13 protein-coding genes are annotated in these 15,135 nt (G+C 69.7%); 10 read left to right on the top strand and 3 right to left on the bottom strand.

Annotation, left to right across the window (positions count from 1 at the left end; genetic code table 11):
- Nucleotides 1–35 precede the first annotated feature (35 nt).
- The gene (locus OG266_RS09435) at nt 36–2,984 is read right to left on the bottom strand and encodes a SpoIIE family protein phosphatase (protein WP_371544526.1); all 2,949 of its coding nucleotides are present in this window, start codon (nt 2,982–2,984) and stop codon (nt 36–38) included.
- Between the two features lie 170 nt (nt 2,985–3,154).
- On the opposite strand from OG266_RS09435, the gene OG266_RS09430 reads away from it, so the two are divergent.
- The 10 genes from OG266_RS09430 (at nt 3,155) to rsgA (ending at nt 13,680) form a co-directional block, all read left to right on the top strand.
- Nucleotides 3,155–4,180: a LacI family DNA-binding transcriptional regulator gene (locus tag OG266_RS09430; protein WP_371544523.1), complete on the top strand. Its 1,026-nt coding sequence runs from the start codon at nt 3,155–3,157 to the stop codon at nt 4,178–4,180.
- Nucleotides 4,181–4,311: 131 nt separating this feature from the next.
- Nucleotides 4,312–5,385 carry a pyrimidine utilization protein A gene (gene rutA, locus OG266_RS09425; RefSeq protein WP_266473819.1) on the top strand — a complete coding sequence of 358 codons (1,074 nt, stop codon included), beginning with the start codon at nt 4,312–4,314 and terminating at the stop codon, nt 5,383–5,385.
- Nucleotides 5,382–5,612 (top strand): hypothetical protein, encoded by a 231-nt coding sequence (locus OG266_RS09420; protein ID WP_371544520.1) that lies wholly within the window; start codon nt 5,382–5,384, stop codon nt 5,610–5,612. Before rutA ends, OG266_RS09420 begins: the two co-directional genes overlap by 4 nt.
- On the top strand, nt 5,612–7,153 hold the full coding sequence (locus tag OG266_RS09415) for an MFS transporter (RefSeq protein ID WP_371544517.1): 1,542 nt from the start codon (nt 5,612–5,614) through the stop codon (nt 7,151–7,153). Before OG266_RS09420 ends, OG266_RS09415 begins: the two co-directional genes overlap by 1 nt.
- Nucleotides 7,150–7,815: an isochorismatase family protein gene (locus tag OG266_RS09410; RefSeq protein ID WP_266473816.1), complete on the top strand. Its 666-nt coding sequence runs from the start codon at nt 7,150–7,152 to the stop codon at nt 7,813–7,815. The genes OG266_RS09415 and OG266_RS09410 overlap by 4 nt, the downstream gene beginning before the upstream one ends.
- A 251-nt stretch (nt 7,816–8,066) precedes the next feature.
- The gene (locus tag OG266_RS09405; protein ID WP_371544514.1) at nt 8,067–9,974 is read left to right on the top strand and encodes a PAS domain S-box protein; all 1,908 of its coding nucleotides are present in this window, start codon (nt 8,067–8,069) and stop codon (nt 9,972–9,974) included.
- Nucleotides 9,935–10,573: an aldehyde dehydrogenase family protein gene (locus OG266_RS09400; protein ID WP_371544512.1), complete on the top strand. Its 639-nt coding sequence runs from the start codon at nt 9,935–9,937 to the stop codon at nt 10,571–10,573. Before OG266_RS09405 ends, OG266_RS09400 begins: the two co-directional genes overlap by 40 nt.
- A gap of 98 nt (nt 10,574–10,671) precedes the next feature.
- Nucleotides 10,672–11,658: a tannase/feruloyl esterase family alpha/beta hydrolase gene (locus OG266_RS09395; RefSeq protein WP_371544509.1), complete on the top strand. Its 987-nt coding sequence runs from the start codon at nt 10,672–10,674 to the stop codon at nt 11,656–11,658.
- Complete coding sequence (locus OG266_RS09390; RefSeq protein ID WP_371544506.1) at nt 11,658–12,179, top strand: tannase/feruloyl esterase family alpha/beta hydrolase; 522 nt, start codon at nt 11,658–11,660, stop codon at nt 12,177–12,179. The genes OG266_RS09395 and OG266_RS09390 overlap by 1 nt, the downstream gene beginning before the upstream one ends.
- A 409-nt stretch (nt 12,180–12,588) precedes the next feature.
- Nucleotides 12,589–13,680, top strand: a complete 1,092-nt coding sequence (gene rsgA / locus OG266_RS09385) for a ribosome small subunit-dependent GTPase A (protein ID WP_371544503.1) — start codon at nt 12,589–12,591, stop codon at nt 13,678–13,680.
- Nucleotides 13,681–13,884: 204 nt separating this feature from the next.
- On the opposite strand, the gene OG266_RS09380 is transcribed toward rsgA, so the two are convergent.
- Together OG266_RS09380 and OG266_RS09375 are read right to left on the bottom strand one after the other, a co-directional pair.
- Nucleotides 13,885–14,253 (bottom strand): PPOX class F420-dependent oxidoreductase, encoded by a 369-nt coding sequence (locus tag OG266_RS09380; protein WP_266834214.1) that lies wholly within the window; start codon nt 14,251–14,253, stop codon nt 13,885–13,887.
- Between the two features lie 109 nt (nt 14,254–14,362).
- On the bottom strand, nt 14,363–15,133 hold the full coding sequence (locus tag OG266_RS09375) for a transposase (protein ID WP_371543176.1): 771 nt from the start codon (nt 15,131–15,133) through the stop codon (nt 14,363–14,365).
- Nucleotides 15,134–15,135: the final 2 nt, after the last annotated feature.

The following is a 15,135-nucleotide window of genomic DNA, read 5'->3' as shown; positions in this document are numbered from 1 at the left end:
CGCTCAGTCGCGGAGGCCGTCACCGCGGGACATCGCTATCGGTCCTCGTCCGCGAGGAGCAGGGCGTCCAAGTCCCCCGTGAACTCATCCGTGTCCAGGAACATCAAGTCCAAGGCGTCGGACGGCGGTTCCTGCCGGCTCTCCGGGGTGAGCAGTGCCTGTTCCGTCCAGATGCATTTGCCGGTGGCCGTGTAGCGCGTGCCCCAGCGTTGGGAGAGGGCCGTGACCAGTTGCAGGCCGCGGCCGCCCTCGTCGGTTTCCGTCGCGCGGCGTATTCGGGGCATCGTCAGGCTGCCGTCGAAGACCTCGCAGATCAGTTCGGCGCCGTGCAGGAGGCGCAGGTGCAGTGGGCCTCTGGCGTGGCGAATCACGTTGCCCACCAGTTCGCTGGCCAGGAGTTCCGTGGTCGGGGTCAGGTCGTCCAGGCCCCACAGGGAGAGCTGTTCGCGGACGTGGCGGCGGGCCTGGCCGGCCGCTCGTGGGTCCTCGGGGAGGGGCCAGGAGGCCATCCGGTCGCCGGTGAGGGCGTGCAGGCGGGCCACGAGCAGGGCCGCGTCGTCGGTCGTCGCGTGCTCGGCGGGGAGCAGACCCGTCGTCAGGGTGTCGCAGAGGCGCTCCAGATCGATGTCCGTGCCGGGCTCGGCCTGGTGCGCCTCGTGCAGCAGGCGCGCCAGATCCGCCATGCCCTCCTCCATCTCGCGCTTCGACGACTCCACCAGGCCGTCGGTGTAGAGCACCAGCAGGCTTCCCTCCGGCACCATCAACTCGACCGTCTCGAAAGGGGGTTCCGCCGCACCCAGCGGCGGGTCCGCCTCCAGGGGCGGGAAGATGACCGTGCCGTCGGGGTGGACCACCGCCGGCGGGGGATGGCCGGCCCGCGCGATGGAGCAGATCTGGGTGGTCGAGTCGTAGAGCGCGTACAGGCAGGTCACGTACGACTCCTCGCCCATGCCGGCGACCAGGTCGTTGAGGTGGCTCATGATCTCGTCGGGCGGGAGTTCCAGGTCGGCGAGGGTGTGGACCGCCGTGCGCAGGCGGCCCATCGTCGCCGCCTCCGGCAGGCCGTGGCCCATGACATCGCCCACCACCAGGGCGACCTGGCCGCCCGAGAGCGGGATGATGTCGTACCAGTCGCCGCCCACGTCCATGCCCTGGCCGGCCGGCAGATAGCGGGCCGCCGCCGTGCAGGCGGGCAGGTCGGGCAGGGCGCGGGGGAGCAGGCTCCGCTGGAGTTCGCGGGAGCGGGTGTGCTCGGCGTCGTACAGGCGAGCCCGCTCCAGGGCCTGGGCGACGAGAGCGCTGATCGTGGTCAGCAGGGTGCGCTCCTCGTCGTCGAGGCGGCGCGGGCGGTCGAAGGCCACGACGCACACGCCGAAGGTGTGGCCGGACGCCGTCAGCGGCAGGAACGCCCAGGACTGCATGCCCGTACGGTCGGGCGAGTCGGTCAGCCGCGGTGCACGCGCGGTGAACTCCTGCACGGAGGACAGGAACAGGGGCGTACCGGACGTGATCGTCTCCCAGGACGGGTCGCCGGACGCGCGGGGGCGGCTGTTGACCGTGGAGAGAAAGCCCTCCGGGTATCCGACCGCGCCCACGTTGTACAGCCGGTCGCCCTCGATGGCCTGCACCAGGAGGCCGGCGGCGGCGAACGGCGGGAGCACCCGGAGCGCGACCGCGTCCACCACGTCCTGCGAGGTCGTCGCCTTGGCGAGGGCGGTCGTCAACTCACCCATACGGGCCGCACGTTGGCCGGCGGCGCGCTCGGACGCCCGGCGCTCCTCCTCGTGCTGCCGTTTCTCGGTGACGTCGGTGAGATAGAGGGTGCGGCCATCGGGGCCCGGGACCAGCCGCACGTGGTGGCGACGGCCGGTGTCCCCCATCCGCACGTCGAAGCCGACGGACCTCTCCTCGGCCGCGGCCTCCCGGCAGCGGCTCTCCATGCCGGGAACCTCCCGGGTGGCGGGCAGCTCCCACAGCAGACGCCCGAACAACTCCTCCTCGGAGAAGCCCAGCGTGCGTTCCGCCTCCAGGTTGGCGAAGGTGATCCGCCACTCGTCGTCCACCGCGAGGAAGCCGTCGCTCATGTGGCGCAGGGCGCGGCTGAGCGCGTCCCGGGCGGAACGGGACTCGTTGCTCTCCCAGCCCAGGCCGATCATCCGGTGGGGTTCGCCGTCCTCGTGGTACGTCGCCCGGCCGCGGGCCTGCGTCCAGCCGTACGTGCCGTCCAGGCGCCGTACCCGGTACTCGGCCTCGAACACGTCGTGGTCGCGGATCGCCCGGTCCACCGCGTCCAGCGTCGGCGCCAGGTCGTCGGGGTGGACGCACACCATCCAGTTCTCGACCCTGGCGGTGTAGTCCTCCGGCCTGGTGCCGTACAGCTCCAGGGCCGCCTCGTCCCACAGCAGCTCGCCGCCCTGGATGTCCCAGTCCCACGAGCCGACTCTGACCTCTTTCAAGGCCTGCCGCAGGCGGTCACGGTCACCGCTCAGCTCCCTCCGGGAGGGCGTGGAGGGCGGCGGGGCCTGGCTCATGCGCTCTTCGGTCCAGGTGATCAGCGCCCGGAGGAAGTCCCACTGCTGGGGGGTGGGCTCGCCCTGGTCGCTCGTCAGGACCGTGAGCGCGCCGATGCTGCGGTCCCCGCCGAACAGCGGTAAAGCGGCCAGGCCGGTGCCGGGCCAGATGACTTCCGTGTTCGACGCGTCCGCGGGCCTGGGCTTCCGCGGCACCCACACGCCACGGCCCTGGTGCACGGCCCGGGCCTGGGCCAACGGCCCCTCCTGGTCGATGATCTCCCAGGAGCGGGTGAGCGCGGGAGGCAGACCGGTGGACGACACCAGGCGCAGCGCGGACATGGGGCCGCGAAGGTGAATCGTTCCCCCCAGGGCGCTCAGCTCTCCCACGGCGTGCTGGAGTGCCAGCCGGAAGACCTCGCTCTCCGCGACGCTGGGATCCACCGTGCCGAGTAGAGCCAGACGCGCGTTCATGCCGCGGACTTTACCGTTCCAGTCTCACGTGATGCGTTGCTTCGCAGGATCCACACCTGCGGCTCCGGCAGCGGATGCGTGCATCAACTGGCGGAAATTCAGGACGAGTTACTGGTCGGTCACGCCGAGGTTCCGGTTGGTTGCACTGCGTAGGGCACTAGTATCCGACCGTGGTGCAGCGGCCGGTGACGAGCTATGACGTGGCGCGCAAGGCGCAGGTGTCCCAGTCGACCGTGTCGCGGGCGCTGCGCGACGATCCCCGCGTCGTGCGCAAGACACGCGACCGGATCCGGGCGATCGCGGCCGAGATGGGCTACGTCCCGCGCGTCACCGCCCGCCGGCTGGTCACCCGTAAGTCGTGGAGCATCGCGATCGTCAGCCGTGATCTGCGCAACCCGTCGTATCCCATGCTGGTCGACACGCTGCGGGACGAGTTCACCCGGCACGAGTACCGGATCCTGCTGCTCGGCGACCGTGCCGAGGGCGCGCTCGACCGGGACGTCCGGGCCCTGCGGGGCGGCCTCGTCGACGGCGTCGTGTACATCTCGCCGTGGCTCGACTCGCCCATGGTGTCGGAGCTGATCGACTGGCGGATCCCGCTCGTCATCCTGAACCGCGACCTCGACGGGGCGGGCCGGGCGTCTGTCGCCGACCGGGTCACCTCGGACAATGAACACGGGGGCCGACTGGTCGCCGGGCATCTGCTGGAACTCGGTCACCGACGGATCGGGCTGGTCTCGGGCCCCTTGGGGAACGCCGGGGTCGCGCTGCGCGAGAAGGGGTTCCGGGACGCCCTCGCCGAGGCAGGCCGGCCGCTCGGCGAGGCGCTGGTGTTCCGCGGCCGGATCGATCCGGCGACCGGATTCGAGGGTGGCCGGGCGCTGCTCGCAGGACCGGCCGCGCGGAGGCCGACGGCTCTGTTCTGCGTCACCGACTACGTGGCGTACGGGACGCTCGACGCGGCACAGCGGCTCGGCCTGGACGTGCCGGGCGACGTCTCCGTGATCGGCTACAACGACCTGGAGGCGTCCGGCTGGTCGATGTTCGACCTTTCCACTGTGCGCCAGCCCCTGCGGGACATGGCCGCGACGGCGGCGAAGCTGCTGCTCGCCCGGATCGACGGAGCGGCCGGGCGGCCGGTGCACCGGAACTTCGGTGTCGAGCTCGTCCGGCGCGGCAGCACGACCGCGGTGTAGCGCACCGTTCACAGATCGGGAGGGGGCCAGTAATGATCGACGAATACATTCGAAGTCATTCTGGAACTCATCGATCACACAAGCGCGTTGATACCCCGTCAGGCTCACCCCACCCGCCAACCAGGAGCGGCATGGACATCGGCGTCTTCATCCCCATCGGCAACAACGGCTGGCTCATATCGAAGAGTTCGCCCCAGTACCTGCCGAGCTTCGAGCTGAACAAGGCCATCGTGCAGAAGGCGGAGGAACACGGGCTCGACTTCGCGCTGTCGATGATCAAGCTCAAGGGATTCGGCGGCGAGACCGAGTTCTGGGACCACAACCTGGAGTCGTTCACGCTGATGGCGGGCTTGGCCGCCGTGACGGAGCGCATCAAGCTGTATGCCTCCACACCGATCCTCGCGCTGGAGCCCGCCATCGTCGCGCGCATGGCGGTGACGATCGACTCGATCGCCCCAGGGCGCTTCGGCATCAACATCGTCAGCGGCTGGGCACCCGGCGAGTACTCCCAGATGGGCCTGTGGCCCGGGGACGAGCACTTCGGCAACCGCTACGCGCGGGCCGCCGAGTACGTCACCGTGATGAAGGAGCTGTGGAGCGAGGGCGTCAGCAACTTCAAGGGCGAGTTCTACAAGATGGACGACTGCGTGCTGTCCCCGCGCCCGGCGAACGGGCACATCGACATCGTCGCCGCCGGCCAGAGCAACACCGGCATGAAGTTCGCCGCCGAGCACGCCCAGTACAACTTCATCCTGGGCAGCGGCGTCAACACCCCGCTCGCGCTCTCGGACACCACGGCCACCCTCGTCGACGCGGCGAAGAAGACCGGCCGTGACGTCGGCGCACTCTCGCTCTTCATGGTCATCGCCGACGAGACCGACGAGGCCGCCCAGGCCAAGTGGCAGGACTACCACGACAACGCGGACCACGCCGCGCTGGCGTACATGGCGGGGGAGACGGCCACGGACACGACCTCCGACGGCACGTCGACGGCGCGGACCATCGCGCTGCCCGAGGGTGCGGTGAACTTCAACATGGGCACGCTGGTCGGGTCGTACGAGACCGTCGCGAGCATGCTCGACGAGGTCACCGAAGTCGCGGGTACCAAGGGGATCATGCTCGTCTTCGACGACTTCCTCGAAGGCCTGGAGAACTTCGGTACACGCATCCAGCCGCTGATGAAGTCGCGCTCGCTTCCCCGGTGAACGATGCGGTGAACGTCGTCGGAGTCCGCGCGCGTCGGCTCCGGGGGTGCCGACTCCTGTACGTCCGACGACCGTTCGCCGCCCCCGCCGGGGGACTGCCGACGGGTGTGCAACTCGTCGGGCGCCCCTGGGCCGACGACGTCCGTCTGGGGCCGGCCGAGGTACTCCAGTCGGTGACGGGCCATCACGAGCGGGCCCCCGGTGGCCTGGACGTGTGGTCGGCCTGATGCCCGGGGAGAGGCCCGCCGTCCGTGATCCGCGGTGGGTGTTCGCCGCCACCGCGGTGGGTGTGGTTGCCGTGTTCCTCAACATGAGCGGTCTTGCCGTCGCGCTGCCCACGATCACCAGGGAGCTGGGGGCGGGCCCCGGTCAGGCCGACTGGATCCTGCTCGGCTACATGCTGGGCACCACCGCGCTGATCCTCGTCTTCGGCCGGATCGCCGACCTTGTCGGCCGCCGCAGGCTCTATCTGGCCGGGCTTGTCGTCTTCACCGCCGCGACCGGGCTCGCGGCGCTGTCCCCGTCGGCGGAGTTCCTGATCGCGGCACGGGTCGTGCAGGCGGTCGGTGCCGCCGCAGTGATCACCAACAACACCGCCCTGCTGACCGACGTGTTCCCCGCGCGGACCCTGGGCCGGGCGCTCGGCTGGAATGTGACGGTGGCCGCGGTGGCCCAGGTCGCCGGGCCGGTTGTCGGCGGCGCGGCGAGCGAACTGCTCGGCTGGCGTGGGCTGTTCGTCGTCTGCGTGCCGATCGGACTGGCCGCGATCGTCGCATCGGCGCTGGTCGTTCCGCTCATTCCGCCGAGCGGAGGCAGTACGGTCCGGCGGTCCGGCGGGGTCCGTGAACCGTTCGACCTGCTGGGCGCACTGCTGTCCATGGCGATGCTGACCACTCTGGTCCTCGCACTCACCCCTCGCGCCACGGCCACGGTCGCCGGATGGCTGCCGTGGGTCTGCGGCGGCGCGGCCGTCGTGCTGTTCGCGGTGTTCGTCCTCGTCCAGACGCGGCGGCCGTACCCCCTGGTCGACGTGGCGTTGCTGCGTACCCGCGCGATCGCCCTGGTGCTCGCGGCCGTGCTCGCCAACGCGGTCGGCACCTACGCCGTCGTCCTGCTGGCGTCGTTGCACGAGCAGGCGGCCGGCGGGGCCACGTCACTGGAGGCGGGGGTGCTGGTGACACCGGTCGCGATCGGCACGCTGATCAGCTCGGCGGCCGCCGGTTCGCTCTTCGGCCGTTTCACTCCGCGAGCGCTGACGACGGCGGGCATGGCGGTGACGGCGTGCGGGCTGCTGGGCTTCACGCTGACGCTGTCGCCGGCGGCTGTGCCCTTCTGGACCGTGGCCCCGTTCCTCTTCCTCATAGGGGCCGGCACCGGGCTGTTCATGACGCCCAGTACGAGCGCGCTGATGCTCGGCGTGCCGGCGGCCCGGCGCGGAGTGGCCAACGGCCTGCGGTCGACCACGCAGAACGTGGGCTATCTGCTCAGCACGGCGCTCGCACTCGCGTGCACGACGGCGGGACTGAGCGAACCGGCCCGGAACGCCGCGTACGAAGGGACACTGAACACGCTGAACGTGCTCGCGTCGGGCGAGTTGAGCCGGTTCGTCGCCAACATCCGCGTCACGGGGTTCGTCCTCACGGGCATCGCCGTGGCGGGGGGAGCGATCTGCCTGGCGTTTCCCACATCGTTCCGGTTGCCCCGTACCGCTGACGCCGCCATGGACGCCCGCCCGGAACCCGCCACCACACGAAGGACGTCGCCATGACCGGTTCCCAGCAGTCCCCGCACCCACAGCAGGCCCAGCAGGAGGACTACGAGCGCGCCGGGTTCGGCGGGGAGCTCACCCCCGGGACCTGCCCGGCTCTGCTCCTGGTGGACCCCGCCCGCGCTTACGTCGACCCGGACTGTCCGCTCTACGCCGGGGTCGAACCGGCGGTCGAGGCGATGAGGGTGCTGCTGGCCGACGCGCGCCGGGCCGGGATTCCGGTGATCGTCACGCGCGTGCTGCTGCGGGCGGACGGCAGCGACGGCGGCGTCTTCTTCCGCAAGGTGCCCACTCTGCGGGCATTCACCGAGGGCAGCCCCTTCGGCGAGTTCATCGACGGGCTGGCCCCGGTGGCGGACGAACTGACCGTGACGAAGCAGTATCCGAGTGCCTTTTTCGGCACCGAGCTGGCCGCTCACCTCACTGCCGAAGGAATCGACACCCTGCTCATCGGCGGACTCTCCACGAGCGGCTGCGTCCGCGCCACCGCTCTGGACGCCATGCAGCACGGATTCATACCCGTCGTGGTCGAGGAGGCCGTGGGCGACCGGGATCCTGACGTCCACGCGGCGAATCTCTTCGACATCAAGCACAAGATCGGCGAGGTCTGGCAGATCGGGCGCGTCCAGGAGTACCTCGGAAAGATGAGCGGGGCCCAGTAACCACAGTCCGGCCAGCACTGAAGCGCTCCGGGTCTGGTGGACGCGGTCCGGGGCGGGGACCGGCTCGGCCGGCAGGACGGACTCGCCGAAGAGGGTGGAGCCGTCGAAGTTCTTCGCGGCGTCGGCTGCCGTCGGATGCGGTTCTGTGCCGGAAACCGGAACCCGAGTCTTCTTTTCCGCCGAGAAATGTCACGAATGGTCACTTGGCGAAAAGGTGCACGAACTCGGTCTCTTTGATGCTGAGATGCGCCATGGAACCAGGTGAGCGCAAGCCACTAGCCCGCATCACTCCCGTGGCCGAGGAACCGTTTCGCGCGCTTCTGGAGGCGGCTCCGGACGCCATGGTCATCGTGGACGACACCGGAGTCATCCGCCTGGTCAATGCCCAGACCGAAGCCTTGTTCGGCCATCCAAGGAACGAACTGCTCGGTCAACCCATCGAGATTTTGGTTCCGGAGCGCTTCCGCGCCCAGCACCCGAGCCACCGACTGGGATACTCCGCCAACCAGCAGGTCCGTCCGATGGGCGCCAACCTGGAGCTTTACGGGCTGCGCCGGGACGGCGCCGAGTTCCCGGTCGAGATCAGCATCAGCCCGCTGCAGACCCCCGATGGACTGTTGATTTCCGCCGCCGTGCGTGACGTCAGCGAACGCAAGGCCGCCGAAGCGCGCTTCCGCGCCCTGCTGGAAGCCGCCCCCGACGCCATTGTCATCGTGGATGACACCGGCATCATTCAGCTGGTCAACGCACAGACCGAGGCCCTGTTCGGCTACCGGCGGGAAGAACTCCTGGGACAACAGGTGGAGATCCTGGTCCCCCAGCGGTTCCACCATCACCACCCCGCCCACAGGCACGGCTATGTCGACAACCGACGTGTGCGTCCCATGGGCGCCGGGCTGGAGCTGTACGGGCTGCGCCGGGACGGGGTCGAGTTCCCGGTCGAGATCAGCCTCAGCCCCCTGGAAACCCCGGACGGCACGCTGGTCTCCGCAGCCATCCGTGACGTCAGCGAACGCAAGAAGGCCGAGGCCCAGCTCGCCGAACTCTACGAACAGCAGCGGCATGTCGCCCTGACCCTCCAACGCAGCCTGATGGGCTCACCTGCCCCCCTGCCCGGCATGGACACCTCCAGTCGCTACTTCCCCGCCCGGCAGGGACCCGGCGTGGGCGGGGACTGGTTCGACCTGATCGCCCTCGGCGGCGGCCGGATGGGGGTGCTGATCGGCGACGTCATGGGCCGTGGCCTGGAGGCCGCTGCAGTCATGGGCCAGTTGCGCTCGGCCTCTCATGCCCTGGCCAAGACCGGCATGCCGCCCTGGCAGCTGATGCGGGCCCTGGACGCGGTCGTCAGTGAACTGCCCGACCAACTCGTCACCTGCTGCTATCTGGTCCTGGACCCCGACGAGAGCGCCCTGACCGTGTGCTCGGCCGGTCATTTGCCGGTGCTGGTGGTGGATCCCACCGGGCAGGTCCGCAGGCTCCCGGTTCCGGTCAGCGTGCCGCTGGGCGTCGGCGACGTACCACACCAGGAGACCCGGCTGACCGTGCCGCCGGCCTCGGTGCTGGCCCTGTACACCGACGGCCTGGTGGAAACCCCCACCAGCGACATCGAGTTGCAGATCGACGCCCTGGCCATCGCTCTGGAAAAGGCCGTTGCCGATACGCCGTGCCTGGAGCGGGCCGCCGACGCCGTGCTCACTGCCCTGCTGCCCGCCCCCCACGACTACACCGACGACGTGACCCTGTTGCTCGCCCGCATCCCGTCTGCTCCGGTGACCGCGGCGTCCGCGCTCCTGCCGGCGCAACCGGTCAGTGTGGGGGAAGGCCGCCGCTTCCTGCGCCGCACCCTGCAGGACTGGAACTGTGAGGACCTCACCGACACGGCCTGTCTGCTGGCCTCCGAACTGCTGTCCAACGCGGTACGCCATGCTTGCGACCCCCTGCGGCTGCGACTGCGCCGCACCCGGGACGAACTCCACATCGAAGTCTGCGACGGCAGCCCGGTTCTGCCCCGCGCCAGGACGGCGGGCCCCGATGACGAGTCAGGCCGCGGACTTGCCCTGCTCGACCAACTGGCCTCAACCTGGGGCACCTTGCTCGCCGAGGAAGGCAAAGCCGTGTGGTTCTCTCTTCCCCTGCCCGACTCGGCTCAACGTTGAGAAGTGAACACGCCGGGCAATGCCAGTGGCTCTCCGAAGTAACCCCTTCGGCACGCCATCGCCTTTCAACGACATGCGCCGCCGGGTGGCCCGATGAGCGAGCGCAGCACGGGGACAGCCGATCCGGCAGCAGCCGGCCCCGCGAGTACCGAACCCGCTCCGGGTGCTCCGCTGAGTGCCGTCAAACCACCCGCCACCAGCCCGACGGCGAAGCTGGTGAGCAGGACCCGGAAGGCAGTAACCCACAACGCGGTGATACTCAAATCCGCCGAGCAGACCCCCTGTCCTCGATCGCCCTCGCAGGGGCACTTCTGGACGCCGAACTGCCCGAACTGCCCGAGTGGCTGGTGCAGTTGCTGCCCGGCCCGGGCGAAACGGTCGGTGACCAGCTCGTACGGCACCCCGACGTCCGCTCCATCACCTTCACCGGGCCGACCGCGGTCGGCCGGCACATCCGGGCCGTCAGCTGTCCCGCCCGCACGCAGCTGGAACTCGGCTCCAACTCCCCGACCCTGCTCTGGCACGACGCCGGCCTCGACCACGCGCTGCCGCTCATCGTCCACCCCGCCCCCGCGAACGGTCGTGGGCGTCGTCCGTGAGTGTTCGCCTGTGAATCTCACATGAATCCCGCCAACTCTCTTTGTTAACAGGATCGTTGACATGTCTCATGGTCTCGCGACCGGGAGTGGACATGCTCATGCCCGGTTCAACTCCCCCGGAGTGGCCGCACGGCCATGCCGTCCCCCACCGGATCAGGAGAACCACGTGGCTCATCGCCCCGCAGATCCAGTTCGACCTGCGCCTGCCCATGACGACCTGGCAGGGGAGCTACCTCCAGACCGGCTGCGGCGGCAACTGCGGTGTCGTCACCTCGGGCAGCGCCCCGGCCGCCACCGGCTGCGTCCCGCTCACCGACGGCGCCCTCGCCGTGGCCACCGACGACCAGGGCCACTACGGCACCAGCACGAGCTCCGGAATCTTCGCCACCGACCCGACCCTGAAGGCCGACTTCGGCTACAAGTCCGAGCACCAACTCGCCGTCGTGGCCAAGGACATCATCAAGCGCTTCTACGGCCGGACAGCCACGCACTCCTACTACGACGGCTGCTCGCAGGGCGGCCACGAGGCCCTCACCGAGGCTCAGTGCTACCCGACCGACTTCGACGGAATCGTCGCGGGCGCCCCCGCCAACAACTGGACCGCGCACACCTTCCAGCACGCCTGGAACGCCCACGCGGTCTGCGCGGGCGCGGACGGTACGGCCACTCTGACCACGACGGACCTCAAGCCGCTGCACGCCGCCGTGCTCGCGGGCTGCGGCGCCACCGACGACGGGATCATCGAGGACCCGCTCGCCTGCGCCTGGGATCCGGGCAGCATCGCGTGCGCGAGCGGACAGACCTCCACCGCCGCCGACTTCTGCCTGACCGCCGCCCAGGTCACCACCGTGCGCAAGATGTACTCGGGCCCGCGCGACGAGCACGGCGAACTCCTCTACCCGGGCCGGCAGTTGCGCGGCAGCGAGCTCAACTGGGCCGGTGCCATCGTCCCGACCACCGCGACCGGCTCGACCTCGAACCAGACCAACGTCAACGAACGCGTCCGCTACCTGCTCTACGCCAGGCCCACCCCGAACTCTCCTGGAAGGACGTCGAGTTCACCTCGGCAAACTACCGGAAACTGATGAAGCTCAACGAAGGGATGATGGACGCCACCGACCCGGACCTGTCCGCCTTCAAGGCAGCCGGCGGCAAGCTGATCATCTGGCACGGCCTGGCCGACCCGAACATCTCCTCCGTCGCCTCCATGGCCTACTACCAGGCGGTGCAGAAGAAGATGGGCGGCGCGGCAGCCACCCAGGACTTCGCCCGGCTGTTCCTGCTCCCGGGCGTGGCGCACTGCGGCGGCGGTCAGGGCCCGGACAGCATCGACGCACTGTCCGCGATCATCGGCTGGGTGACCGAGGACCAGGCTCCGGACAGCCTGTTCAGTCAGGACATCGACTCGGGTGGCAACGTCACGGCAGCCCGGCCCGTCTACCCGTACCCGTACATCGCGGTCAACACGACCGGCGGCTACACGGCCCGCCTGTCCACCGCGGAGCAGAACCTCCGGGTGGACTACCTCGGCTCGTTCCGCTCCGGCTACGAGACGGTGAGCGGCTGGGTCGACGGCCAGTGGGTCACGCGGCCCGGGAAGAGCTGACCCGGCCTCTCACTCACGTCCGCCCGGCCCCGCGCCGGTGCCGGCGACGATGAACTCTGGGTCAAGTCACCGAACAGGCCTTGGAGGACGGCGTACCGCGCCCCAGGCAGCGTCCCCTGCCGCTTTGCAGCGCAGCCGCGGGACCCCGTGCAAGTCGCTGTTGGGCGCGTCGTAATTCGCTGGCGTCGCGGGCCCGTGTGCCTCTAGGGTCGGTGCTGTTCGAGCGGCGACCGGGAGTTGCCGTGGGCGACTAGGCATTGCTTGGGAGGTGTGACTGATGGCTGTCTTTGAGATGGGCGCTGCCCGCATCCAGAAGTTCATCAAGTCCACCTCTGTGGCCGCCGGCTGACCTTCCTCAACCTTCGCGCCTGAGCGCGCGTGCCGGGGCCGCCCTTGTGAAGGGTTTCCCTTGACTTCCTTTTCTCTCCCTCTCCACCCTCTGACGTCCTACGGCTGGGACGACGCATGGGCGGACGAGTTCGCCCCGTACGACGCCGAGGGGCTGCTGGCCGGGCGGGTGATCCGGGTCGACCGCGGGCAGTGCGACGTGGTCACCGCCGACGGGGTCATGCGCGCGGACACCGCGTTTGTGACGCCGAACGATCCGATGCGGGTCGTGTGCACCGGTGACTGGGTCGCCGTCGAACCCGCGGGCAACCCCCGCTACGTACGCAGCTATCTCCCCCGCCGTACGGCCTTCGTACGCTCCACCTCCTCCAAGCGCTCCGAGGGCCAGATCCTCGCGGCCAACGTCGACTACGTGGTCGTCGCCGTGTCGCTCGCCGTGGAACTCGAACTCGGCCGCGTCGAACGCTTCCTGGCGCTCGCCTGGGAGTCCGGCGCGCAGCCGGTCGTCGTCCTCACCAAGGCCGACCTCGTGCCGGACCCGGCGACGCTCGGGTACCTCGTGGAGGACGTGGAGAAGACTGCGCCGGGGGTGCCGGTGCTGGCGGTGAGCGCCAGCTCCGGGGAGGGCCTCGATGTACTGGAGGCCGTCCTCTCCGGCGGTACGACCGTGCTCCTCGGACAGTCCGGCGCGGGCAAGTCGACCCTCGCCAACGCCCTGCTCGGCGAGGACGTCATGGAGGTGCAGGCCGCGCGTGACGTGGACGGCAAGGGCCGCCACACCACGACGACCCGCAACCTCCTCGCCCTCCCCGGAGGCGGTGTCCTCATCGACACGCCAGGCCTGCGCGGCGTAGGCCTCTGGGACGCCGAAACCGGCGTCGGCCAGGTCTTCGCCGAGATCGAGGAACTCGCCAAGCAGTGCCGCTTCCAGGACTGCGCCCATGTGGCCGAACCCGGCTGCGCCGTCCTGGCCGCGCTCGACTCCGGCACCCTCCCCGAACGCCGCCTCGACAGCTACCGCAAACTCCTCCGCGAGAACCAGCGCATCGTCGCGAAGACGGACGCCCGCCTGCGCGCCGAAATCCGCAAGGACTGGAAGCGGAAGGGGGCGGAGGGCAGGGCGGCGATGGAGGCGAAGAGGGGGCGCTGGTAGCCGGCAGGGGTACAGGGTTTTTCGCCCCCTCCGCCCCTTCCCGTCCCGTTTCTGGGGGCTCCGCCCCCAGACCCCCGCATCGCGCTGACGCGCTCGTCCTCAAACGCCGGACGGGCTGACACCGGGCGTAGCCCGGAAGGATGGGACGGGTAGGGGTGGAGGGGGCGAAAAACCACCCCACCCGCACCCGCCCCCACCCTCCCCTCACCCCTCCAGCCCCCAACTATGAATCCGCCGAGGATGCACACGGATCAGCTCCTCACTGAAATGGGGTCCCAACTCATGTGGCCCGGTGAGGAGTTCGGCATCGCCCCGGATGTCGACGCCTCTCACCTTCCAGGGGTGGAGGCTGACGATGTCGTCGACGACGAGCGCGACCTTCGGGTTCTTCTGAAGGTTCCGCCACTTCTTGGTGGACCCCATCGCGTAGCCGCCGATCAGAATCGTCCCGTCGTCCTGCGGGAAGAAGCCGACGGGATTCGCCTGCGGCTGCCCGTGGGCATCGACGGTGGCCAGCCGCCCCAGCCGCTGCGATTTGAGATACGCACGCTCGGCCTCGCTGAATTCGGTCATGGGGCACCCAAACACGCGGGTACCCCGGTCCGCATCGGATCCTGGCCCTAAAGCCTGTTCCAGAAGTCCGTGAGCGGGCAGTGCGGTTGCGTCGTTGCGGGTTCGTCGATCATGTAGCGAGGGCGAGGTTGTGCATGCGGGCGACGGCCTGGACGGCGTGGTGGAGGCCGTCGCCGCGCTGTCGGCAGTCGCGGAGGATCTTGTAGTTCTTCATTCGGGCGAAGGTGTGCTCGACGCGGGCGCGGACCTTGCGGTGCTCGGTGTTGTCGGCTTCCTGGATGGGCAGTAGCGGCCGTTTGCCGCGGCGGCGATGCGGGATGACGAGACCGGTGCCCCAGTAGGCGCCGTCGGCGAGCACCGTGGTTCCGGCGCAGACCTCGGCCAGGCCGGTGTCCCGAAAGGCATGGGCGTCGGCGATGTTGCCCGCCACCGGGGTTGCGGTGGCGACTACGAGGCGGGTGTCGGCATCGATGACAACCTGCACGTTCGCGGAGAAGCGGTAGTTGCGGCTGGAGGCGGCAACAGTTCGGTCCCGCACCGGGATGAGCGTGCCGTCCACGATCCACAGCCGTTCCACCGCACCATCGGAGCGCGGCGCCGGCTCCAGCGCGAGGAGCGGGCCCACCTGCTGGATGGTCCGGCACACGGTCGCCGGACAGACGCCGAACAACACCGCCAGCTGCCGCATGGTCAGGTTGGTCCGGTAATACACCGCCACCAGCAGCACCCGCTCGGCCAGCGGCAGCCGCCACGGCCGCCCCATCCGCGGATGCTCGCCACCTCGCTCCCGCACCGCCCGCAGCAGCCGGGCGAACCGATCCGCCCGGAGCCCGGTGAACACCTCGATCCACACCGGCTCGGCCCTCAACACCCCACTCATAC

This window comes from Streptomyces sp. NBC_00554 (assembly GCF_041431135.1).
Classification (GTDB): domain Bacteria; phylum Actinomycetota; class Actinomycetes; order Streptomycetales; family Streptomycetaceae; genus Streptomyces.
This window is presented reverse-complemented; position numbering and strand designations above follow the sequence as displayed.